The 24,895-nt window shown below is 72.3% G+C and carries 10 protein-coding genes and 1 pseudogene; 3 read left to right on the top strand and 8 right to left on the bottom strand.

Annotated features, from left to right (window positions below):
• Positions 1–284: 284 nt before the first annotated feature.
• Positions 285–13,091: an SdrD B-like domain-containing protein gene (locus ETAA1_RS06660; protein ID WP_145235423.1), complete on the top strand. Its 12,807-nt coding sequence runs from the start codon at positions 285–287 to the stop codon at positions 13,089–13,091.
• 286 nt (positions 13,092–13,377) lie between these two features.
• Here the strand turns inward: ETAA1_RS06660 and ETAA1_RS33380 are convergent, their stop codons facing one another.
• From ETAA1_RS33380 to ETAA1_RS06690, 7 genes are all read right to left on the bottom strand, one after another.
• The gene (locus tag ETAA1_RS33380) at positions 13,378–13,512 is read right to left on the bottom strand and encodes a hypothetical protein (RefSeq protein WP_261342009.1); all 135 of its coding nucleotides are present in this window, start codon (positions 13,510–13,512) and stop codon (positions 13,378–13,380) included.
• A gap of 448 nt (positions 13,513–13,960) precedes the next feature.
• Positions 13,961–14,971, bottom strand: coding sequence for a hypothetical protein (locus ETAA1_RS31585; protein WP_202920706.1), 1,011 nt, complete (start codon positions 14,969–14,971; stop codon positions 13,961–13,963).
• A gap of 555 nt (positions 14,972–15,526) precedes the next feature.
• On the bottom strand, positions 15,527–15,895 hold the full coding sequence (locus ETAA1_RS06670) for a hypothetical protein (protein WP_145235425.1): 369 nt from the start codon (positions 15,893–15,895) through the stop codon (positions 15,527–15,529).
• A gap of 157 nt (positions 15,896–16,052) precedes the next feature.
• The gene (locus ETAA1_RS06675) at positions 16,053–17,918 is read right to left on the bottom strand and encodes a DNA polymerase (RefSeq protein ID WP_145235427.1); all 1,866 of its coding nucleotides are present in this window, start codon (positions 17,916–17,918) and stop codon (positions 16,053–16,055) included.
• Positions 17,919–18,024: 106 nt separating this feature from the next.
• Entirely contained in the window at positions 18,025–19,875 is a 1,851-nt protein-coding gene (locus ETAA1_RS06680; RefSeq protein WP_145235429.1) for a helix-turn-helix domain-containing protein, read from the bottom strand.
• The gene (locus ETAA1_RS06685) at positions 19,872–20,564 is read right to left on the bottom strand and encodes a hypothetical protein (protein ID WP_145235431.1); all 693 of its coding nucleotides are present in this window, start codon (positions 20,562–20,564) and stop codon (positions 19,872–19,874) included. Before ETAA1_RS06685 ends, ETAA1_RS06680 begins: the two co-directional genes overlap by 4 nt.
• Positions 20,565–20,875: 311 nt before the next feature.
• The gene (locus ETAA1_RS06690; RefSeq protein ID WP_145235433.1) at positions 20,876–21,259 is read right to left on the bottom strand and encodes a helix-turn-helix domain-containing protein; all 384 of its coding nucleotides are present in this window, start codon (positions 21,257–21,259) and stop codon (positions 20,876–20,878) included.
• Between the two features lie 180 nt (positions 21,260–21,439).
• On the opposite strand from ETAA1_RS06690, the pseudogene ETAA1_RS06695 reads away from it, so the two are divergent.
• Positions 21,440–22,523 (top strand): annotated as a pseudogene (locus tag ETAA1_RS06695) (IS630 family transposase).
• A 185-nt stretch (positions 22,524–22,708) separates the two neighbouring features.
• Positions 22,709–23,440: a hypothetical protein gene (locus ETAA1_RS06700; protein ID WP_145235435.1), complete on the top strand. Its 732-nt coding sequence runs from the start codon at positions 22,709–22,711 to the stop codon at positions 23,438–23,440.
• A 71-nt stretch (positions 23,441–23,511) separates the two neighbouring features.
• On the opposite strand, the gene ETAA1_RS06705 is transcribed toward ETAA1_RS06700, so the two are convergent.
• Positions 23,512–24,789 (bottom strand): tyrosine-type recombinase/integrase, encoded by a 1,278-nt coding sequence (locus tag ETAA1_RS06705; protein WP_145235437.1) that lies wholly within the window; start codon positions 24,787–24,789, stop codon positions 23,512–23,514.
• Between the last annotated feature and the right edge of the window lie 106 nt (positions 24,790–24,895).

A 24,895-nucleotide genomic window follows, 5' to 3' on the forward strand; every position in this document is an offset into this window, starting at 1 on the left:
CCACGGCTCGGTGAGCCCGTTGGTCGGGTCGAGTCGTCGAGCCCGGACGCGGGGCGCTCGTTCCGACAGCCGCGACCGGAAACAAAACCCGTGCGTGGTTTTACGCCACAAACTCGACCCACCAGTTTCTCACTCCGCGTCGGTCCTCGCACACTCGACCCGACTTACGAGAAGACCCAACCCGTCCGAACTGAGGCAAAATCCGACCCCCCTTTTCACGCGGGGCGGTAATGGCGTAGAGTTTGGGGATCTTTCCCGATCACGACATTCTTTGCAGAGTTCGCATGACGCCCACTCGGCCCATCTCCCGCAGAATCGCGCGATCCCTGCTCACAGCCCCGGTCCGCCGAACCCGCCCCGTCGACCAGCTCGAACGGCTCGAAGACCGCTGCAACCCCGCCCCCGTCGCCACCGTCAGCGGGCTGCCGGCGGATACGCAGCCGCTCCTCGGCGAGACGGTGAATTACAACGTGACGTTCGCCAACACCGGGACGACGACCGGGTACGGGCCGTTCATCGAGCTGGCGGTGGACACGTCCGGGCCGGACGGCACCTCCGGCGGCGGGGCGGTGGACGGCATCGGCACCCCGTCCGTGACCATCGCCGGACAGCCGCTCACCCCCCGCGGGTCGGTCACCCTCATCGCCGGGCAGACGACGTACGTGAACCCGATCACCGGGGACACGCGGAACCTCGCGGCGGTGTACGGGAGCCGGTTCAACACCGGCGACACGATCTACTTCTACGGCAGCCCGTTCGGCAGCTTCACCCCTGCCCAGACCACGACCGCGCAGGTCACCCTCCCGACTAGCACCCGGGCCGACGTGAACACCCCGATGCCGGTCTCGATCGTCGGCGGGTTCCGCGACGACGAGCCCGCCCTGAACGGGCCGGCGGTCTACGCCGCCCGCGTGGACGGGACGATCACCCCGCAACTGTACCGGCTGACCAAGATTTACACCGGCCCGGAGAGCGAGACGGCTACCGGCCCGAACTACGTCCGCCGGTACCGGATCGAGGTGGACGTGGCGACCGGCCAGACCGTCTCCGACCTGCGGGTGACGGACGCGCTGGCGAACACGATGCAGCTGGTGGCCCGCGACACGACCGTGATCGCCGGGAACCCAAACATCGCCGTGTCGCGGACGGGCGGGTCGAGCACGTTCGTCCCGGGCCAGCTCACCGCCACCGGCGGGGCCGCGACCGGCGCCCCCGTGCCGACGGCGCCCGGCGGGAGCATCACGTACCAGTTCCTTCCCGGCGGCCTCACCCACACCGGAGTGGCCGGGGTGGACGCCGCCCTGGAGTTCAACTTCTACGTCCCGCGCGACGCCGACACCGCCGGCGCCCCCGTCGCCCCGGACCCGGCCAACCCGACCGTCCCGCAGGGGACCGACAGCACCACCGCCACGAACACCGCCAGCTCCACCCTCGACTGGACGCCGGTCGACACGCGCGACCCGGCCCAGAACGACGTCGGCCCGGCCGCGTCCGGGTCGGTCCTGTCGCACACGCTGGAGCAGCAGTCGGTCGCGATTCAGAAGTCGGCGACGGTGGTCGACAAGGACACCGGGGCGGTCGTGCCGGCCGGCCAGCCGATCCGGCCGGGGCAGTCGCTGATCCGGTACACACTCAACTTCCAGGTGTCGGACTACGTCGCGCTGAACGACGTGTTCGTCCGCGACGTGGTCGGCGACGGCCAGCGGCTGTACCTCGGGCCGGTCGGCGGGAACCCGACGACGGCGTTCCCGACGCTGACCGTCACCAACGCCTATCTGACCGGGGCACCGGGCACCCGGCAGACGACCGCGGGCGCGTTCACCGGCACCGACACGATCGAGTACCAGCGCCGCTACACGGCCGGGACCGCGGCCTCGGACCCGACGTCGTTCCCGGCCGACGGCCCGACCGGGGCGGTGTTCAACGCCCTCCCCCCAAACGTGCAGCCGGACGGGCCGACGAGCGACGCCGGGACTACGTACCTCCAGTTCAACGTGTCGCAAGAACTTCAGGCCCGGCTCGGACCGACCGCCGGGCGGCTGGTCGGGGCGGAAATCCTGAACGACGGGACCGGCCCGCAGAACGACAACCACCCGGAGACCAACCCGCCCCCGGGCCCGGTGACGGGCACGATCGTCTTCTACGTCGAGGTGACGGACGAGTTCGGCGACGAGTTCCGGGTGGCCAACGGGGGGTCCGGCGACCCGACCGTCGACCAGGGGGACGTGCTCGGGAACACGGTCAACGACCCGCGCACCCCCGCCCGCGACGGCGTGTTCGGCGACCTGATCTCCGCCGGCACGATCAACGACCCCACCCCGACGGTGATCGGCCGGGGGTCCGACGACAGCGGCACGAGTGTGGCGATTCCGTACGGGGAGGAGACGAAACAGCTGGTGGCGATCAACGGCCAGGGCGTCCCCGCGCAGGGGTCCGCCAACCCGCCGTTCACCGTCCAGGCGGGCGACCGGGTGACCTACCTACTGACGTACACCCTCCCGATCAGCCGGTTCGAAGACCTAAAGCTGGTGGACTTCCCGCCCCTGCCCGTGATGAACCTGGGGCAGGCCCCGAACAACACCGCCACGTTCACCCGCGACCCGGCCGCGTACGGGTTCAACCCGGGCGAGGTCGGGGTGTTCGTGAGCGGGGTGACGCCGGGCGGGGTGAGCGCCGCGGGGTTCCAGAGCGACACGTACTTCAGCACTTTCGCCCCGGGGAACGGGACCGGCCGCAACCCGATCCTGACCATCGACGCCCCGAACAACAGCCTGACGATCGACCTGGGCACGCAGGACGACGCCCAGAACCGCTTCACCGTCGTCTCCGTCCTGGTTACGTTCACGGTGGGGAATGACCCGTTCGCGACCGACCTGTTCCTGACGAACCAGCTCCGCGTGTTCGAGGGCTCGACCAACGCCGGGACGACCACGGTCGACGACCTCAACCGGTTCGGGCTCGTGCGGCCGGCGGTGAACCTTTACAAGGGTATCGTCGGCACCCAGGCCGGGGCCGCGGCGGCGACCGGCACCACGTTCGGCGACGTGGTGTTCACCGGCCCCGGCACCGCGTTCGGGTTCTCGAACCAGCTCAACACCGTGGCCGAGGCCACGGCCCTCGGCAACGCCAACACCGCGAGCCTCGACGCCGCCGACCGCGTGCGGTTCGCGCTGGTGGCCCAGAACGTCGGCAGGGGCGACGCCTTCGACACCCGCATCCGCGACGTGCTCCCGACCGGGTACGTCGTCCCGGCGGCGTTCCCCGGCCACGTCTTCCGCGGGTCCGGCGGCGCCGAGCTGGTGGCCGGAGTGGACTACACGGTGGTGAGCTACAACGCGACGACCGGCGAGTTCGTCATCGAGCTGACCGACAACTACACCGCCGGGAACGTGGGCGGCGCCGCCGAGGACGCCCGCGGCGGCGGCCTGAGCCGCGGCACCCGCACCGACCAGGCGCTCGGCAACGTCGCCATCACCAACGGCTCGAACGCCGTGGTCGTGCTGTTCGACCTGACCATCGCCGGTACGGTGGCGCCGGCCCAGGCGCTGACGAACACCGCGACCGTGCCGGTGTACTCGAACAGCGACAACGGCCCGAACTACACCGACCCGACGGTCATCCCCGGGGCCACCGTGCCGACCGACACGGCGACCGTGACCGTGCCGACGGCGGGGACGAAGTCGATCGTCTCGACGAGCGAGGCGTCCACGTCCGAGGCCGGGACCGGCACGACCGGCAGCCCGCGCGTCGTCGCCGTCGGCGAGGTGGTCCGCTACCGGCTGGCGTTCCAGCTCGCCGAGGGGACGGCGACGAACTTCCAGCTCCGCGACAATCTGCCGACCGGCCTGACGTTCCTGAACGACGGCAGCGCCCGCGTCGCGTTCGTGTCGAACGGCGGCGGCATCAGTTCGACCACGCTCGCCGGCGCCGGGCTGGCCGTGACGGGGGCGAGCGGTGCCGTGGTGCCGACGTTCACGATCCCTCCGGGCGCCATCACCGGCGGCTCGTTCGTCACCGGCACCGACCCGCTGTTCAGCCTCGGCACGCTCACGAACACCGACAGTGACGTTGACGGCGAGTTCGTGGTGGTCGAGTTCAACGCGCTGGTGGACAACTCCGTCGCCGGCAGCAACGACGCCGGCGACAACCGCGACAACATGCACTCCGCGCTGGTGAACGGGACGAGCGTGTTCACCTCCGGGCTGGTGCGGGTGCGGGTGGCCGAGCCGTCGATCACCGACCTGGTGAAGGCCGCCAACCCGACCGTCGGCGACGCCGGCGACACGATCACGTTCACGGTCACGTTCTCGAACCCGAACGCGGCCGACCGCACGACCGCGTTCGACCTCGTGCTCACCGACATCCTCCCGGCCGTCGGGTACGACACCGTGGCGTTCGTGGCCGGGTCGCTTGTCACCACCGGCGCGACCAACGCCGCGGTGGCGGTGGCCGGGAACACCGTCACCTTCACCGCCGACGCGCTGGCGGTCGGCGGCACGGTGTCGTTCCAGTACACGGCCCGGCTGGTGGCGAACGTCGGGCCCGGGTCCTACCGCAACACCGCGAACCTGACGTACACCAGCCTGCCCGGCACGAACGGCACGCCGGTGAACCCGACCGGCGGCGCCACCCCCGGCACCCCCGGCACCGACACCGGCGAGCGGACCGGCAGCGGCACCAACCCGAACGACTACCTCGACAGCGACTTCGAGGACGTGTTCGTGAACGCCCCGGTGGTCAAGTCGATCGTCGGCACCAACCAGGCGTTCACGGCCGGGACCACGGTCGCGGTCGGCGAGCAGGTGCAGTACCAGGTGGTGGTGACGATCCCGGAAGGCACGACGCCGACAGGGGTGCTGCGCGACGTCCTCCCGGCGGGGCTGGCGGTGGTCAGCCTCGACAGCCTGACGGCGGTCGCCGACGTGGGCCTGACGACCGACGCGCCCGGCGGCTTCGCCGGCGTGCTCGCCGCCGCCCGGGCGGCCCTCGCCGCCCCCGGCCAGAGCATCACCTTCAACGTCGGCACCCTGGTCAACGCCGACCGCGACCCCGACGGCGAGACGCTGACGTTCACGTACACGGTGGTGGTGCTGAACACCGCCGGCAACCAGCGCGGCACGGCGCTCACGAACTCGGCCACGACCGCCACCGGCGGCGTCGACCGGAGCACCACGTCGGCCCCGGCGGTGACCGTGGCCGAGCCGACGGTGCGGGTGACGAAGACCGTGACCCCGACGACCGGCGACGCGAGCAACGCCGACGCCGACGCGGTGACCTTCACGCTGGTGATCGACCACGCCCCGGCGAGCAACGCGGACGCCTTCAACATCGCCCTCACGGACGCGATCCCGGCCGGGCTCACCTACGTGGCCGGGTCGCTGACGAACACCGCGGGAGTGGTTCCCGCCACGCTCGGCGCGAGCGCCGGCACCCTCAGCGCCAGCTTCACGAGCCTGGCGCTCGGCCAGTCAAGCACGCTGACGTTCCGCGCCCGGCTCAACGGCACGACGACGCCGGGGCAGGTGGTGACGAACACGGCGGCGCTGACGTACACGAGCCTGCCGGGCGACGTGACCGCGCCGCAGACGCCGTACAACCCGGCGAGCGTGGAGCGGACCGGCGCCGGCGGCGTGAACGACTACGTCGCATCGGACCCCGAGGGGGTGACGGTCAACAGCAACGCCATCGGCGGCGTCATCTACCGCGACCTCGACAACGACGGGCTGTACGAGCCCGGCGCCGGCGAAACGCTGATCACGAGTTCGATCCGCGTCCAGCTCACCGGCACCGACAACCTCGGCTTCGCGGTGAGCACGATCATCACGACGGCGACGGGGAGTTACAACTTCACCGCGCTGCGCCCCGGGACGTACACGCTGACGCAACTGGACCAGCCGGCCGGGCTGCTCGACGGCCGCGACACCCCGGGCACGTCCACACCAGGGGCGCCGTTCGGCGGCACCGGCACGCCGGCGGTGACGCCGCGGGCGCCGCGCGACGCCGACGCCATCACCACCATCACGATCGGGCTGGTCGGGAGCAAGACCGGGACGAACTACAACTTCGGCGAGGTGCTGCCGGCGCAGCTCGGCGACTTCGTGTGGCACGACCTGAACGGCAACGGCCGCCAGGACGGCGGCGAGCCGGGCCTCAACGGCGTGGCCGTGACGCTGACCGGCACCGACGACAGCGGCCAGCCGGTGACGCTGAACACGACGACGGCGACGAACGCGGGCAACCCCGGCTTCTACCAGTTCGCGGGCCTGCGGCCGAGCGACGCGGCCGGCTACGTCGTGACGTTCGGCACGCTGCCGGGCTACGTCCGCACCGTGCGCGACTCGGCGGTCGCCACCGACGCCACCAACAGCGACGGCGACCCCACGTCGGGCGCGACGGCCGGCGTGGTACTTCCGGCCGGCGGGAACAACCCGACGATCGACCAGGGCCTGTACCAGCCGGTGAGCATCGGCGACCGGGTGTACTTCGACCGCGACGGCGACGGCGTGCAGGACGCGGGCGAGCCGGGCATCCCCGGGGCCGCGATCGAGGTGGTGTGGCTCGGGCCGGACGGCGCGTTCGGCGGCGGCGACGACCTGACGTTCAACGCCACGACCGGCGTGGACGGCGGCTGGCTGGTGATCAACCTGCCGCCGGGCAACTTCCGCGTCACGGCGACGCCGCCCGCGGGCCTGGGGTGGGCGCTCACCGACAGCCTCGACAACGCCGCCCTCTCCGCGACGAATCCGGTCACCGTCCCGATCACCTCGGGCGTCTCCCGCACCGACGTGGACTTCGGGTACCGCAGCACCGGGTCGATCGGCAACCGCCTGTACCTCGACGCGGACGGCGACGGGGTGCAGGACGCCAACGGCCTCGAACCCGGCCTGCCGGGCGTCACCGGCACCCTACGCTACGACGCCAACGCGGACGGCGACTTCACCGACCCCGACGACGGCCTGTTCACCACGGTGACGGACGCCGCCGGGCTGTACACGTTCGGGTTCCTGCCCCCGGGCGGGTACCAGGTGAGCGTCGCCGGCGCCGCGGGCCTGCCGGCGAACGTGGTGCTGACGGACAGCCTCGATAACGGGGCGCTCGGCGCGACCGCGACGGTGACGAAGACGCTGGCGCTCGGCGAGAACGAGGTGACGTACGACTTCGGGTTCCAGGGGAACGCCAGCCTCGGCGACCTGGTGTACTACGACGCCGACGGCGACGGGGTACAGGACGCAAACGAGCCGGGGATCGCGGGCGCGGCGGTATCGGCGACCTGGGTCGGGCCGAACGGCGCGGTCGGCGGCGGCGACGACGTGACGTTCACGACCACGACGGACGCGCTGGGCAACTACCTGTTCCCGGGCCTGCCGGCGATCTCGCTGGTCGGCGCGAACCCCAACTACCGGGTGACCGTGGTTGCCCCCGCGGCGTTTCCGATCTTCACCGACTCGCTCGACGACGCGGCGCTGAATGCGGTGCGGCCGGTGGACGTGCAGGTGTCGCCGACGGACGGGTCGCCGCTGAACGACCGCCGCGACGTGGACTTCGGGTTCCGCGGGACGGCGAGCCTGGGCGACACCGTGTTCCTCGACTCCAACGGGAACGGCCGGCAGGACGGCGGGGCGGAGGTGGGCATCCCGGGCGTGGGGGTGTCGCTGTTCTTCGACCGCAACGCCGACGGCGACTTCGCGGATGCGGGCGAGGACGTGGCGCTGGCGACCGCCACGACCGGCGCCGGGGGCTTGTACTCGTTCACGAGCCTGGCCGCGGGCAACTACCAGGTGGTGTTCGGCACCACCGCCGGCGGCGTCACCTACACGCGCACCGTGCAGGACTCGGCGGTCGCCACCGACGCCACCGACAGCGACGCCGACCCGGTGACGGGTCGGACCGGCACCTACGCTCTCGCCAACGGCGACAACAACATCACGGCGGACGCCGGGCTGTACGTCCCGGTGAGCCTCGGCGACCGCGTGTACTACGACCTCAACGGCGACGGCGTCCAGCAGGGCACCGAGCTCGGCATTCCCGGCGTCGGCATCCAGGTCGTGTGGCACGGCCCGGACGGCGTGTTCGGCGGCGGCGACGACCAGACCGGTAATACCACGACCGGCGCCAACGGCATCTGGTCCGTCGGCAACCTGCCGCCCGGCAGCTACACCGTGACCGCCACGCCGCCCGCGGGCGCCGGCTTCGACCAGCTCACCGACTCGCTCGACAACGGCGTCCTCGGCGCGACCAACCCCGTGGTTGTGTCCACCACCTCCGGCGTGGACCGCGCCGACATCGACTTCGGCTACCGCGGCGTCGGCACCGTCGGCGACCGCGTGTTCCTCGACATCAACGCCAACGGCACGTTCGACGCCGGCGAAGGGCTGGACGGCGTCACCGTCACCCTGAGCGGCGACCTGAACAACGACGGCACCCCGGACACGCTCACCACCACCACCGCGGCCGACGGCTTCTACCAGTTCCCGTTCCTGCGCGTCACCGCGGCCGGGGTGCCGTACACGGTCACGATCAGTACCGCCACCCTGCCGCAGACCGGCGCCGGCGCGCCGATCACGAACACCGTCGATCCCGATACCGCCGGCACCGGTGACAACACGTCGTCACTCACGCTGACCGCGGGTGCGCCGAGCAACCAGCTGCAGGACTTCGGCTACCGCGGCCCCGGCCGCATCGGCGATACCGTGTTCCTCGACGCCAACGGCAACGGCCTCCCGGACGCCGGCGAGGGGATCACCGGCGTCGTGGTGCGGCTCCGCGGCGACGTGGACGGCGACGGCACCGCCGAGGACTTTTTCGCCACCACCACCGCGGCCGGCGTCTACGACTTCTCGAACCTCCCGGTCCGCGATCGCACCGGAACGCTCGTCGCCTGGATGGTCACGGTCGATCCGGCCGGCACCACCCTGCCGGCGGGCGTGGCCAACACCACCGACCCCGACGGCGGCAACGACGGCACCGCGGCGCTGACGCTCGACCCGGCGAACCCGGTAAACCTCGCGCAGGACTTCGGCTACCGCGGCCCCGGTAGTATCGGCGACCGCGTGTTCCTCGACGTGAACGCCAGCGGCAGCTTCGACCCCGGCGAGGGGCTCACCGCGGTCACCGTCACGCTCACCGCCGACCTCAACGGCGACGGCGTGACCGAGACGCTGACCACCACCACCGACGCCGACGGGTTTTACCAGCTCAGCGGCCTCCCGGTGTTCCAGAACAACGGCACCGCGGCCGTGCCCTACGTCGTGACGGTGGTGGCGAGCACGGTCCCGGCCGGGCTCACGAACACCGTCGATCCCGACACCGCGAGCCCCGGCGACAACACGTCGTCACTCACGCTGAGCGCCGGGGCCCCGAGCAACCAGGCGCAGGACTTCGGCTACCGCGGCACCGGCGCCCTCGGCGACCGCGTGTGGATCGACAGCGACGGCGATTCCCTCCAGGGCGCGGTCGCCCTCGAACCGGGTCTCCCGGGCGTCGGGTTGACGCTGACGTGGTCCGGCGCCGACGACACGTTCGGCACCGCCGACGACGTGACCGGCGCGACCACGACCGACGCCGCGGGGAATTACTCCTTCAACGGCCTGCCGCTGGACCTCGGCCGGTTCCGCGTCGTCGTCACGCCGGCGACGCTGCCGGGGAACGCCACGCAGACGTTCGACCTCGACGGCCTCGCCACCCCCAACGACGCCGGCACCGCGGCGCCGATCACGCTAACGACTGCGGCCCCGAGCCGCACCGACGTGGACTTCGGTTACGTCGGCAGCGCGTCGCTGGGCGACCGCGTGTACGTCGACCAGAACCGCGACGGCGTGCAGCAGGCGAGCGAGTCCGGCATCCCCGGCGCCGCCGTCACGCTGACGTGGGTCGGGCCGGACGGCGACATCAACACGCCCGCCGACAACGTCACGTTCACGACCACCACCGGCGCCAACGGCCTGTACCTGTTCCCCGGCCTCATGGTGAACGGCCTCGCGGACGACTACCGCGTGCAGGTCACGCTGCCGGTGCCGGGCTTCACCCTCACCGACTCGCTGGACGACGGCACGCTCGCGGCCACGAACCCGGTGGACGTGGTCGTGTCCGGCGCCGTCGGCGACCCGCGGACGAACCGGCGCGACGTGGACTTCGGGTTCGCCGGCGCCGGCTCGCTCGCCGGCACCGTGTTCCGCGACGACAGCAACGAGGGCACCCAGGACGCGGGCGAGCCCGGCATCGGCGGCGTGGTCGTCACGCTCACCGGCACCGACGTGTTCGGCAACCCGGTCCTCGACCCGGCCACGGGTCAGCCGTACACGACGACGACGGACGCGAACGGGAACTACTCGTTCACCGGCCTGCCGCCCGGCACCTACACCATCACCGAGACGCAGCCGACGGCCTACGGCGACGGAATCGACCGCGAGGGGAGCCTCGCCGGTACCGCCGGCAACGACGTGATCTCGGGCATCGTCGTCGGCCCGAATCAGGCCGGCGTCGGCTACACGTTCGGCGAACTGCCCACGTTCGTCAGCGGCACCGTGTTCCGCGACGACAACCGCGACGGCGCCCCGCAGGCCGGCGAGCCCGGCATCCCGAACGTCCGCGTCGAGCTGCGCGACCCGGTGACGAACAACCTGATTGCGTTCACCACCACGGACGCGACCGGCGGCTACATCTTCGACCGCCTCCCGGCCGGCAACTATCGCATCGTCGAGATTCAGCCCACGGGCTACGCCGACGGCCCGGTCGGCCCCGCGACGGTGCGCGACGTGTTCGTTCCTACCACCGGCCTGACGGGGCAGAACTTCGCCGAGGTGCTCGGGAGCCTGAGCGGCCGGGTGTACATCGACACCGACATGGACGGCACCCGCGACCCCGGCGAGCCCGGCATCCCGGGCGTGACGGTCACCGTGGCCGGCACCGACGTGAACGGCATCCCGGTCAACGTGACCGTGACGACGGACGCCGACGGCCGCTACACGGTGCTGAACCTGTTCCCGGCGGGCGAGGCCGGGTACACGGTCACCGAGGGGCCGACGCCGCTGTACGCCGACCGCGCCGCGAACGTGGGCACCGGCTTCGACACGCCCGGGACCGCGGCGACGCCGAACCAGATCACCGGCGTGAACCTCACCCCGGGACAGAGCGGCGTCGATTACGACTTCGGCGAGGTCACCGGCAGCCTGAGCGGGTTCGTGTACGCCGACTTCGACATGAACGGCGTCCGCACCCTCACCGGCCCGCGCGCCGAGACCGGGGCGCACGTCCCCGGCACGAACACGCCGGGCGGCATCGCGGGGGTCACGATCACACTCACCGGCACCGACGGCGCCGGGACCGCGGTGAGCCGCACGACCACCACGGCCGCGGACGGCAGCTACATCTTCACCGGGCTCGCGGCCGGGACGTACACGCTGACCGAGACGCAGCCGCCGCTGCCGAGCACGCTCACGAACGGCTTCTACGACGGGGCCGAGACGCAGGGGAGCGCCGGCGGCACGGTCGTGACGCCGAGCCCGACGTTCACCGCGGACCCGAACAAGAACCGCATCGTGCTCATCTCGCTGCCGGCGGGGGCGGACGGCACGGACTACAACTTCGGCGAACTGCCGCCGGCCGACCCGTTCGGGTTCGTGTACGTGGACGCCAACCGCAACGGCGTCCGCGACCCGGGCGAGCGCGGCATCCCGAACGTGCCGGTGAGCATCAGCGGCACCGCGTTCGCCGGCACCGCGTTCGCCCGGCCGCTCACCGCCGCCGACGTGTCCGGCGGGCTGACACAGCTGACCGACGCGAACGGCCGCTACGAGTTCGTGCCGATCCCGGCCGGGCTGTACACGCTCACCGAGGACCGCCAGCCGGCCGGGTACGCCGACGGCCGGGAGCAGGACGGCGACTCCAACGGCCCGCCGGCGACGGTCGGCAACGAGGTCATCTCGAACATCGCGCTGGCCCCGTTCCCGATCCGCGGGCCGTTCAACTTCGGCGAGGTGGCGCTGCCGGTGGTGCCGGGCACGCTGCCCCCGATCGACTTCTTCCCCACCGCCCCCGACGACATCAGCAAGCGGCAGTTCCTCACCACCACGCCGGACGTGCCGACGCCGCCCGCCGCTGCTACGGCGCCGAACTTCGCCGCGTTCAACCCCGGCGCCCGGCCGGCGGCGCTCGCGGCTGTTGCGGAAGGGGAAGGCGGCACGGGGTTGGTCCGCGTGTTCGACTTCGCCGGCGGCGCGGAGCGGTTCCGGTTCCGCTCGTACGGCGACTTCGCCGGCGGCGCCCGCGTCGCCACCGCGGACGTGACGGCCGACGGCATCCCGGACGTGGTCGTCGTGCCCGGCGCCGGCGGCGGGCCGGTGGTCAAGGTGTTCGACGGCAACAGCGGCGCCGAGGTGCGGAGCTTCCTAGCGTTCGAGGAGTCGTTCCGCGGCGGGCTCCGCGTCGCGGCCGCGGACCTCAACGGCGACTTCGTGGCCGACATCATCGTCACCCCGGACACCGGCGGCGGCCCGATCGTGCGGGCGTTCGACGGCCGCACCGGGGCGGTGATCGCCAACTTCTTCGCGCTCGACCCGACGTTCCGCGGCGGCCTCCGCGTCGCCACCGGCGACGTGAACCGCGACGGCACCGCCGACGTGGTGGTGACCGCCGGCGAGGGCGGCGGCCCGCGCGTCGCCGTGTACGACGGCCGCACGGTCGGCATGGCCGAGCCGGCGCGGCTGGCGAACGATTTCTTCGGGTTCGCGCCCGAGCTGCGGAGCGGGTTCTGGGTGTCGTCCGCGGACGTGGACGGCGACGGCTTCGCCGACGTGGTGATGGGCGCCGGGGCCGGTGGGGCGCCGCGGGTGGTGGTGTACAGCGGCCGGCTGCTCGCGGCCGGCGACGGGCCGCGCGAGGTCGCGTCGTTCTTCGCCGGCGAGCCGGCCGACCGTGGCGGCGCCCGCATCGTGGCGACCGACCTCGAAGGCGACGGCCGAGCGGAGGTGCTGGCGGGAGCGGGCGTTGGGGCGTGGCCGCTGGTCGGAATCTACGACCCGCTGACGGGTCTGCGGCGCGACGTGTTCTACGCCACGTCGGCGCCGTTCCGCGGAGGGGTAGAGGTGGGGTGAGTTGTGTTGCCGCTTGCGGCTTCGCGATGCCCGGCGCGAAGCCGCAGGCGGTAGCTCAGGCTCCCGCCGGGGGTCGAGCACCTTCGCGGTGAGCCCCGCCTGGCTGAACGGATTCTGCAGGTACACCACCGCCGACTCTGCCACGCCGCGCCGCAACACCGCTTCGGGCGTGTACCCCGAAAGGCACCGCACCCTCACCCGCGGCCGCAACCCCGCCACTCGTGCCGCCCGCTCAGCCCCTGTATTATCACGTCGGTCACCAGAGCGTCGATCGACCGATCGTGTCTCAGTTTGGGGATCGCTCGCGCAACTCCACCGCCGCGGCGGTGTACGCCCCCGTATTCACCTGGTCGGTCTCCGCCCGGTCGAGGTGGTCCAGGGCCAGCAGCCTGGCGAGCAGCACTTCCGGTTCGGTCGTCATCCCTTTCGCTCGCGACTCTGGCAGCCGCCCGCTCGGCCCCGCCGCCACCCGCCTGTCGTCTGTCGGCGTGATGAACGAGTCGACCTCAGCAAGCGGCTGTTCAATCCGCACCAGCACACCTCATGTCGAGGGGCGCGGGCCTATCGGGTGCGGTGGCGTGCGAACGTCGACCCACTGCCGCGGCGGCGACGCAGGTCGGGATAACCACCACACCGACACGGCAGCTACCGGGTCGACTCGATACGGCCGGCGGGACCGCGAGGTCGGGTTGCCCGGCAGCGGTGTCAGTGGCCGGTCCGGCCTCACATCCGAGCGGTTGTGCCCGCGCTACCAGCCACCTCGCTGCTCGACGACCGGCCACCGCGGCATGTTGCCGCCGTGATACGCGGGGATTGCCCGGTCCCCGGCGTACGGACGCCGCCCTATGGCGGTTGTGTGGGACGCTGGGTCAACCCACCAGCCCAGCCCGCCGCAGCACGAACCCGACGTCCTCGACCGGGTGGCTTGGGCGCGGGTGCGTCGGCTGTGGCCGCAGCCCCCGGAGCCGGGCGAGAGTCGCGAGCGCCCGGTCGAGCTCCCGCGACAGGTGCGCCTCGGCCCGGTCCGTCCGCTCCCCGAGCCCGCCGGCGGCCAGCAGCGCGTCGGTCGCCGCCCGGCCCCGCGCCGCCCGGAGTTCGGCCACGAGCGACGCCTCCGTCGCCTCCAGGCCGCGGCCCCTCCCGCCGCGGGCCTCGGTGCCGGCCAGGACCGCGGCCCGCACGTCGGCCAGGAACACCGTCGGGTCGCGGCCGTCGCACCCGCCGGCCCGGCCGACCACCCGGCGCAGCAGGTCCGCCGTCCACTCGGCCGCGATGGGCGTTGCCACCTCGACCCCCAGCCCGGCGAGCACGCCGACCCACGGGTCCGGCTTCCGCTGGATCCGCCAGCCGAGCAACTCGCCCGCCACCTGGGTCGCCGTCACCACCGCCCCGAGGGTGAGCTCGACGTCCGCCCCGGCCAGGGCGGCCGCCACGGCCCGGTCGGCGGCGGCCGCCGCCCGCTGCCCCGCGAGTGCGGCGCGGGCGTGGGCCAGGCGGACGGCCGGCGGGGCGGCCGGGCTGACCGGGATGAAGTGATCAACCCCCTCGCCGGTGATCGTGTCCGGGTCGGGGGGCAGCGCCGCCGGGGCGGGGCCGGTCGCCAGGGCCGCGAGCCGCCGCTGGCGGTACAGCACCCACGCCACCCGCTCGGCCGTCGCCGCCTCGGCCGCCCCCTCGGGCCGGAGGGACCGGGCCACGGCCGCCCGGAAGTCGTCCCAGTCCGCGGCCGTCTCGCCGAGGGCGGGGAGCAGGGCGGCGGCGGCGTACAGGCCGTGGCGGACGGCGTTGCGGGCGGACGCGGCCTTGCCGGCGGGGGTGCGGGGGCCGGTCGACCGGCGGGCGTTGGCGCGGTTGGCGGCGAGGCGGGCGGGGGACACCATGGCGGGCTCCTGGAGTGATGGCGAGTGTATCACGGCCGGTCGGACGGCCGCACCTGCACTCGGTTGGTGACCGCGTGGACTTCGCGAAACGAACCCACCTCCGAACACCGCGAGCGGCACCGACGCGGCGGGGGTGGTTACGGTCAGCAGAACGGCGTCGATCTGCCCGGGATCTGGCGTTTCCGACGGAAGACGGGGCGGGACTCGACGCATGTCTGGAGAACGCAACAGTCCGCGGCGTGTACGAGGTGCGGGCGGAGTCGGCGAAACGAACCCAACGAGTCGGCTCCCCCTGCGGCCGTGTCACGCTGGCCTCGTCCGGCCGGCTCCCGGCCTCCGGCGCTGAGGGCCGGAAGAACGGCCTCCTCGCGGCCGGCAGTCGGCCCGGACAAACGGGTTTGCCGCCTCCACCGCCGAGCTACGGTCACGACCAATGCATCTTGACTCCAGCGCGGGCCCGAACCACCCCCACGGCGTCACTTTGTCCGGTTAACCCCGGACGGAGGACCCGGAGGTGCCACCGTAGCGGAAGCGTTCGGCGCCCGGGTCTCGGTCTCACTCCCCAGAAGGCCCCGGGTCGTCACCGGCCGTCGGATTCGACCCGCTCCCGGGCGCCCGGAGCTCGCGGTCCAGCACCGGGCCGAGGTCCTCGGGGTGGAGCGCGTGGTTGAACGCCAGGACGGCCAGGTGTACGTCCAGCGCGTGAACGGCCGGCGGCCCGTCCGGGCCTACCAGCCCCCGCCCCACGACGGCCAGACACCGGCCGGCCCGGTGAGCGTGCCGGACCCGGCCGACGTCGCCGTACGGCCCGTTCTGCTCGTACACCGCCACCCCGTCGGCCGCGTCCCCGATCAGCCGGTCGCAGGCGTCGCAGAGCACCACCGCCGTCGGACCCCTCTCGTGCGGTACCGTCCTGATCGCCATCCTGGTTCCTCCCCGGGTGACCCCAACGAGTGTGCCCCATCCCCGCCCGAGTCCGCCAGCCGGCCGTGAAATTTCCGCGTCGCGACGGCGGGTGGTCCCGTGCAGCAACGAACTGCGGCCGCCGGCGCTGGTGCGGCGGCGGGGGCGGCCCAGGGCGTCAGAGGGCGAAGAGCGGGTCGGCCGCCCACCGGGCGAGCGAGTCGGCACGGCCGTCCTTGTTCCAGCAGCCGGGGTGTTCGGTGTTGATCACGACCCGGGGGCGGAGGGCGGGAAACGCCTCGCGGACGACCGCGCCCATCACGTCGTGGGTCAGCTCGGCGACCTCCTGTAGTAGATCCAGCCGCGCCTCGAACACGAAGGCGTCGTGGAGGGGTAGGATCAGCCGCGCGTCGTACGGGCGGTAGAGGCGGTCGAGCCGGTTGCCGGCCTCCTTGAAGAGCGTCGCGGCGGCCGCCTGGACCGGGAAGTTGACGAACCAGTTCCGCTCCCACCGGGACGGCGGGCCGGCCGCCGGCCGGTAACGCCGGAGCCCGGATCCGGAGACGGCACCGCCGCGACTCGCCCCCTGCGCCCGTGCCGCGGCAAGGCCGGCGTGGAGGGCCGGATAGGCGGCCGCGAATGCCGCCGCGAAGGCGGTGGCGTTCGGCCCGAGCCGAGCCTCGAGCCCCTCCCGCCCGAGGCCGTAGATCAGCCCCAGGACGGCCACCTTCGCCCGCTCGCGCAGGTCGGGGTACGCCGCCCGGAAGTTTGTCGGTGTCAGGTTAGCGGCATCGGGCGGCAAGTCAGCGGCAAACACGATCTGGGCGGCGGCGGCGTACACATCGCCGGCGTTGAACGCCGCGATCAGTCGGTCGTCGCCGAACACGGCCGCGGTCACCCCGACCTCGATCTGGGCCCAGTCGGCTTCGCCGATCCCGTTCCCCGGGTCCGGCACGACCAGCGGTCGGAAAATGCGGCCGATGCCGGGGAGGTTGGGGGAGTCGCACGTCAGCCGCCCGGTGTGGGCGCCGAGGACGTGGTACCGCGGGTGCACGCGGCCGTCGGGGCCGGTGAACTCGCCGGTCAGGACGCGGTTCGCCCGGAGCGTTTGGATCCGTCGAAGACACCGGATAAGCGGTACTGCCTCGGGGCGGTCGGCGGCGCCGTCCAGCCGGTCGCCGCCGAAGTCGAACCCGTCGCCGCGGCGGAAGTGGTCGAGCAGTTCCGCGGCGGCGAAGTAGGCCCGTAGGTCCTCGTCGCCGACCCCACGGAGTCCGAGGGTCGCGAGTCGGTCGAGCAGGTCACGACTGTGCGTCGCGGCGGTCGCGGCGACGGACGTGGACCGGACGGGATCGACCCGGGCCCCGTGCCAGGACATCCGCGCCGTGGTCACGACCCACGGCATTTCGACCCGGACGAGGTGGTCGAGGACGCCGCGGGTCGCGGCCTCGGAGACCTGGCCGAGGTAGACGCCGGCGGCGGTCGCGGCGACGTCGGCCGGGCCCGCGGCGGCGATCGGCACGCCGTACCTGGCGGCCAGGGCGTGCAGCCCGGTCGCGGCCGCCCGCTCGGCGGTCAGGTCCCCCCGGGCGGCGATGGCAGCGGCGGTGTCGGCGGCCGGACTGTATCGCGGGTGGTGGACGCCGAGGAGGAACGCGGCCGCCGCCACTCGCACGTCCCAGACGCACTGCGGGTCCGGGATCTCGAGCTGCCACAGGATGTGCAGCACGTCCTCCAGGCCGTGGCCGACGACAGTGACCCCGGGGCGGAGTACGCCCGAGAGGTGGGGGGCGACGGCCGGGTCGCCGAGGTCGACGTCGTAGCGGTGGAGGAGGACCCCGCCGCCGTCGGGGACGCCGACCGCGAGGCCGACGCGTGTCGTTGCGGCCGCACTCGCGCCTGGAGTAGAATTCGGTTGTTGGGTCACGGCGATGCCGACCACGCTCACGTCGCGGCCGCGGGCGAACGCCGCCATCCCGGCCGCCGGCTGCGGGGTCGAGACGCGGGTGACGTCGTCTGCCCGGCCGGCGGCGGCGGGCGTCACGCTCAGCCGCACGGGGGAAGGGCCGACGGCGGCCGCGACCAGGTCGACCCACCCCGGGGCCAGTTGGAGGCCGGGGGAGGGGGGCTCAGCGGGCCTTTTAATAGTATTAAGATGCACTTTGAGCCCCCCCCTTCGCCGCCTTCAGGAGGCGTTTGACCGTCGCCAGGCTGACTCCCAGGGCCGCCCCGATCTCCCGCCTCGTCGTCCCTCCCGCCCGCAGCCGCGCCGCCTCCGCCGCCTGGTCGACCCGTGCTGCCAGCCGCCTTTCCGCCGGGGTCGGCAAGCCGAAGTGGGCGCGGAGCTCGGCCGGCGAGCGGAACTCGAGGTCGTATGGCGCGCCCGGCAATGCTCCGACCTGGAACGTCACGACCTCCCGGGGGCGGGTGAACGGGCGGACCCGGCCGACGGCCTGGACGACCACGTCCGCCTCCTTCTGCTCCAGCGCCCAGGCCGCCAGCTGCGGCACGATGGTGTTGGCGACGGCCGGGTCCTCGACGACGGCCGCGCGGCGCGGCGGGTTGGTGCCGAAGGTGAGCCGGACGGCGACCCGCCGGCCCGCCGGCTCGAAGTCGTTGACCAGACACTCGACGGCGGCCGGGGCGGCGTAGTACCCGGTCAGGCAGTAGACCGCGTCGTGCAACTCGAACCGGTTGATGCCGCTCACGCCGTAGGTGATGAGGGGGATCACCCGGGGGTCGGTCAGGTCGTACCGCTCCCACCCCTTCGTCACCACCCGAACGGTACCGCCGACGAGGGCCTTGACCCGCCGCTGCATCGCCGACTGACAGTGCTCCCGGAACTGCTTCTTGCAGACAAGGAGCGTCGTCTTCCGATTGGTGATGTTGCGGGCGACCAGTCGGGCGAACACGTCGAGGATGCGGCCCGCGTTGGCCGGGAAGTACTTGGCCGTGCCGGCGGCGTTGGCCAGGTTTACCCAGCGGGTGCCGGGGTGGGCGAACCGGTAGTCGGCGAACGGCGCGGCGATCGCCCCGCGGCGGTGGTCGGGGTCGAGGCGGAACCGGACCAGGCCGGGGGCGGCCGAGCCCGAGAAGACGATCGACCGGTCGCCGAGGACTGGCGGAAGTGCGAACCGCACCCCGCCGTCGGGGAGGCGGTCGCGGGTCGAGGGGTCGGACCGGCCGAACTGCGCGACGTCGTAGGCCACGAACCGAAAGGCGGGCCGGTGGGCCGCGCGGCCGGCGGCGGCGACGTCCGCGGCCCACCCGGCGCTGAAGCCCGGGAACTGCCACGGGTCGTAGAGGTCGTCGCCCGCGGCGAGGAGGGTGCGGCACGCCTCCGCCCACGCCGCCCCGGTCGCACACCCGGTCGCGGCGGCGGCGTCCGCGAACCGGTGGAGGTCGGGGCCGGCGACGTGGCGGCGGAACGGCCGGAGGAGGAGGTCCGACTCGTCGACGAGGGTGACGACGTCCGCCGCGCCGGTCGCGGCTTGGACGCGGCGGACGAAGTGGGGGTCGGTCGCCAGGTGCTGCTGGGCGGCGAGAACCAGCCGGCTCCCGGAAAGGCCCTTCCAGCGCGACAGCCAGTCGCAGGTGGACTGGTGCGGGCAGCGGCCACACAAATCCCGGCGTGCCAGCGCCGCGCAGCCGAGTTGCTCGAGTTCGGCCCACTCGGCGTCGAGCGGGCCGCACCGCTTCCGCGGCCGGCGGTCGAGGTTGACCGGGGCGAGGCCGAGAGCGCGGAGCCGCCCCCGGGTCTCGACGAGGATGTCGGTGCGCGGGGCGGTGACAAGGACGAGAGTGTCGGGCTCGGTCGCCGCCAACTCGGCCGCGACCGCGTCCAACGCGTGGCTCTTGCCGACGCCGACCGGCAGGCCGACGAGCAGGGGGCCGTTCGCGGCGGCGAGGTGCCGGAGGATGGAGGGACCATCGAGGCCCCGGCGGAACTCCGCCAGGGCTTCGTCCCCGGCCACCACGGTGGTGACGGGGGTGCCGGTCACGACTCGATGCCGCGCATCAGGGCCTCGGCGGCCAGCCCGGGGATGCTCAGGAGCTCGGCCCGCGGGCGCGCGGGGTAGACGTCGGCGAGCCGCACCGCGCCCGACGTCAGGTTGGCCAAGAACTGCGCGATCACGGGGGCCCCGTCTGCCCCGCCGGGCGTGAGGGGAAAGGCGGCCACCTCGAAGCTGAAGTCCGGGAGCCGGCGGATCTCAACGACCAGCTTCTCGCCGGCCATCACGCGGTCGAGGATCGGCACCAGCTTCGGCCCCAGGGCGCCCGGGCGGACGTTGTCGCCGATCGCCAGGACGCGGACGGCCCCGTCGGCGGGGACGTACACCGGCAGCAGGGTAACGTCCTCGGCCTTCTTCCCGAGGGCGCAGAGCAGGCAGCCCCCGCCCTCGCAGCGGACGTATCCGCCGTTACCGGTCGCTGAGCGGATGAAGTGGCGGCTGGTGAGTGCCGCCGAGTCGGTGAACGGGACGATGAGGGTGGCGTCCTCCCCGAGGCGGACGGTGGAGAGGGACTGCGGGGGGAGGGGCGGGGCGGCCCACCGCCCCCGGGCCGAGATCAGGCCGGCCGGGGGCCGCGGCGCCGCCGGGGCGGGGGTGGCGGTCGGGTCGGTCTCGGTGGTCGTGTCGGTCATCGTCTGGGCCTCGTAGGTGACGGGGGTGTCAATCGGGTCGGTCACGGTCGGGTACTCGCTGCTGGCTAGTGGTTGGGTCAGGAGGTAGGCGCCCCAACCGACTCGCTCCTGGCCGGTCGTCGGGGGCTTACGGTCAGACGATTCAATCACCGCCCGGCTCCCGGAGGCGGGCATCGGCGGCCTGGATCGCGCGGGTCCGCTGGGCGTCGAGTGCGGCCCGGGAGAGGGATCGGGGGTGGCCAACACCCCTTCGGCGTCGATCGCGTTTTCGTTTCGGAGAACAACCGTCGGCTGCTGTCCACCCGCAGCGCCACCATCATCCTGGCTGCGGGCTCTCCGCCTCCGCCGACCGAAACTCAGTGCGGAGCCGCCGGCGGCCCGAGTTCGGGGATCGGCGCCCGACGCGCCCGCGATCCAAGGGAGTCGCCGACCAGTTGCCGCACTCGGGCCTTGGCCGCCTCCACCCGGGCACCCCTTTGACTCGCTGTCTCCGAGGGCCTGCTGAGAGCGCCGGCCTGGTTGCCGAGGAGTTTCAGCAGTTCCACGCCGAGGATGCGGTATGGTGCCCGCGCCGAGCCCCGCGGTAGAGCCGACAACCGCTTGCCGCGGACCCAGCGGATCGCGGTCGACTCGGACACCCCCATCAGACCGGCCAGGTCCGCGGTCGAGTAGATCACCCCCGGCTTCACCTCCAGCCAATCGATCAGCGGCAGGCGAGGCCTGTCCGCCCGAGCACACATGTCCGACCTCCTCGGGACCACAGTGACGGCCTTGATCCTCTCGGATCCTAACTAGTTTCTGCTGTCGTAATTTTCCTAGGACCCCACCCGGCGAGCGGCTAGTGTCCTGAGTTGCGAATTCGTTAACTCGACCTTGCGCCTCATCGGGCAGGTCGGTAGGGTTGCGGTCGGAGGTGCCCGATGCCCCGACTCCAGCCCCTGACCGTGACCGACGAGCGGGCCAAACTCGACGCCTGGGTCCGCCGGCCGAAGACCGCCCAGCGGCTCGCCCTCCGGTCCCGCATTGTCCTGGCCGCCGCCGCCGGGCAGTCCAACACGGCCATCGCGGCCGCCCTCCGGGTCACCCTCCCGACCGTCGGGAAGTGGCGGCAGCGGTTCCTCGACCGCCGACTCGACGGGCTGAACGACGGCCCCCGGCCGGGGCCGCCGCGGACCATCACCGACGCCCACGTCGAGGACGTGGTCACCCGGACGCTCGAGTCCAAGCCGGCCAACGCCACCCACTGGAGCACCCGGGGGATGGCCAAGGCCACCGGCCTGTCCCAGACGGCGGTCAGCCGCATCCGGCGGGTGTTAGGCCTCCAGCCCCACCGGCACGAGGCGTTCAAGTTCTCTCGACCGACCCGTCCTTCGTGGAGAAGGTCCGGGACGTGGTCGGGCTGTACTTCGACCCGCCGGACCGGGCCGTCGTCCTGAGCGTGGACGAGACGAGCCAGGTCCAGGCCCTCGACCGGACCCAGACGGTCCTCCCGATGACCCTCGGGCAGGCCGAGCGTGGCACCCGCGACTTCGTGCGGCACGGCACCACGTCGCCCTTCGCCGCCCTGGACGTGGCGACCGGGAAGGTGATCGGCAAGTGCCACCGCCGGCACCGGCACCGGCGGTTCGTGACGTTCCTCGCCGACATCGACGCCGCCGACCCGGCGGAGGACGGGGTGACGACCCACCTGGCGCTGGACAACTACGCCACCCACAAGACCCCGGCGGTGAAGCGGTGGCTGGCGAAGCCCCCGCGGTTCGTCGTCCACTTCACTCCGACCCGCGGGTCGTGGCTCAACCAGGTCGAGCGGTTTTTCGCCGCGATCACCGAGAAGCGGATTCGTCGCGAGGTGTTCGAGACGGTCGAGGCACTGGAACAGGCGATCGAGGCGTACCTGGTCGAGCACAACGCGAACCCGAGCCCTTCCAGAGGACCGCGACCGCCGGCCTCATCCTCTGTCAGGTCGAGGACGTTTGCACACGAACCACCAACTCAGGACGCTAGACAAAAATGTTTCACGACCCGAAAAATCCGGCTCGCTGCTCGTGCTGCCAAAGGCGTGCGATATGATTTCGCTTGGGAAGAATTCTCCCGGTGGGACCGAAACGATGCCGACAGACGGAAACACCGGTAAGCCCGCGCGCAGTTCGCCATCCACGCCGAGTACGGCAAAACACCGGACCGTGAAGGTGGCAAAGGAACTGGTGGCCATCGCCCGCAAGACGGCAGTGCTGCGGGGCCAGACCATCGAGGATTATGTCCTGCCGATCCTGGAGGAGTGCGCCGGCCAGGCGGCTGCGGACATCGGAGCCGACGGGCCACTGGTCCTGCGAGAGCGGGCGGACAAACTGAGCCATCTCACTTACAAGAAGAACCTCGGCACCCTGAACTTGGTCGGGCAGGCCCCAACCCGCCTCGCAAGTCTGGCCGGCCAATGCCTGACCAGCGTCGCCAAACTGATCGACCCATATTTTCGTAAGATTATTGAAGCGAATTACTCTGCTGCTCTCCATCGAGAATTCAGTAACGTCTGGCCAGTCTTAAGCCACAGGTTCACCCTCCCTCTCTTTAGCGTTTCCGGTGACTCGAAGACCTTGCTCTGTGAGGCGGGTCGGTTTGACTTCCTTGACATATTCGATCCCAACGCCGCCATGCTCCGCGTACCGGGCGAACCCTCGGACGGGATTCGCTTAATGCCCGGGGACAGCGTGTGTATCCGCCGCGGCGTCCCCCCTTCGGCGGGGGACACAGTGGTCGTAGTAGTCGGCGGAAAGGTGGTTTTGAAAGACGTGCGTAATTCTGTCGGTGGGTTATTGCTCCACCCGCGGACGGGCCGGTCGCGGCCAGTGCGGGTCGAGGCCGAGCCGGGGCTTGTCGGGGTGCTTGCCTTCGTCCTCAGGGCTTCCCAGCCGACTGGCTGAAGCCGGCCCCGCTCGGCTGGTATTCGGTTGTGAGTGCGGCACCCGAAGTATCGTCAGCCCGGCCCGCCCCCTTAACGGGCGTTCGCAAGGTCGGGCGCGAGATCCTCCGGCACACCCGCGGACCCGCCCCGAGCCTTCGCCACCTCGGCCGCAGTCTTGACCGCCGCGCCCGCGTAATGCTCCGCCATGCTCTTCGTGTGGTGGCCGAGCAGCGCCTGCACGGCGTCGAGGCCGAACACCTCCTGAATCTCCGCCGCGGCCAGATGGCGGAGCTGATACGGGAACCACGCCGGCACCCCGGCCTTCTCGCACGCGCGAGTGATCGCAGCCCGGTAGCTGTTGTCGGTGTACCGGTCCTTCGGTGAGCGGCGCGGCGCCGCCACCTTCGGCACCTTCCGGTTCCCGCCCGACCCGCCGCCCCGCGCCAGGCGCGCGGCCTGCTGCTCGGCTCGCAGCCCGTCCGTCGCCTCCTTCGGCGAGAAGCACGGGGCGTCGGGGTCGCGTTCGAGGAACGGGGCGAGTACGGCCTGGGCCTCGCCGGCGAAGAGCAGAACACGAGGCTTGTTCTTCCACGTCAGCTTGTGCTTCTTCGGCACGTAGGCCCAGACGCCGAGTTTGTCGAGGTTGTGCCGGCCGGCACCCGGGACGTTGATGACGCCGCCCCGGTGGACCTGGGCGGGCGTCATCGCACACACCTCGCCGGGCCGGGCGCCGCTCGCCAGCTGCAACACCACCATCGCCCGCGGCTGCGGGCGGAGGAACGGCAGCACCGCCTTCACGTGCTCGGGGTCGGCGGGGTCCACGGTCCTTGGCGCCCGGGCCTCGCCGACCTTGGGCCGCGGCACCGCCTTTAATGCGTGCCAGCGCTCGGGAGTGGTCCGCTCGGCCTGGACGCCCCACCGCCAGATGCGGCGGACGGTGTCCACGTGGTAGTTCACCGTCGAGACGCTGAACCGCTTCACCCCAGGCTTCCTCAGGCCCGGGAGCCCGCAGAGCCACGTCTGCCAGGCGCGCAGGTCCTTCGGGCCGAAGTCGGCGACGGCGGTGGCGGCGTGGAGTTCGAGCAGCTGTTCCACGGCCAGGGCGGCCCGGTCGCGCTGCAAGCCCTCCTGCGGGGAGTCCGGCGACGCCAGGTAGTCGGCGCACAACTCCGACACGAGGTAGTCGTCGGGGCTCAGCGCGGCGGCCGTCGGGTCGATCGCCCACAGCGCGGCCAGGCGGCCGTACTCGGCACGGGCCTCGTTACCGCCGGCGACGCCGAGGTCGTGCCACTTCCCGTTCCACCACACCCGCTCGCGGTCGCGGAAGACGGACGGCTTCCCCAGGTACGACTTCTGCGGCCGGCCCATCGCGTGACACCCCCAAATGCAACAACCGACCCGAGTTTACGGAGCTAGCTCCGTAAACTCAAGGTCGGTAGCGTTGAGGCTTGAGCGTCGAGCCTGCTTAAACCCT

The sequence above is a fragment of the Urbifossiella limnaea genome, assembly GCF_007747215.1.
Classification (GTDB): Bacteria; Planctomycetota; Planctomycetia; order Gemmatales; family Gemmataceae; genus Urbifossiella; species Urbifossiella limnaea.

Coding starts and splice junctions, on each gene's coding strand:
- ETAA1_RS06660 (WP_145235423.1), top strand. CDS start 285: ATGACGCCCACTCGGCCCATCTCCCGCAGAATCGCGCGATCCCTGCTC.
- ETAA1_RS33380 (WP_261342009.1), bottom strand. CDS start 13,512: ATGACGACCGAACCGGAAGTGCTGCTCGCCAGGCTGCTGGCCCTGGAC.
- ETAA1_RS31585 (WP_202920706.1), bottom strand. CDS start 14,971: ATGGTGTCCCCCGCCCGCCTCGCCGCCAACCGCGCCAACGCCCGCCGG.
- ETAA1_RS06670 (WP_145235425.1), bottom strand. CDS start 15,895: ATGGCGATCAGGACGGTACCGCACGAGAGGGGTCCGACGGCGGTGGTG.
- ETAA1_RS06690 (WP_145235433.1), bottom strand. CDS start 21,259: ATGTGTGCTCGGGCGGACAGGCCTCGCCTGCCGCTGATCGATTGGCTG.
- ETAA1_RS06705 (WP_145235437.1), bottom strand. CDS start 24,789: ATGGGCCGGCCGCAGAAGTCGTACCTGGGGAAGCCGTCCGTCTTCCGC.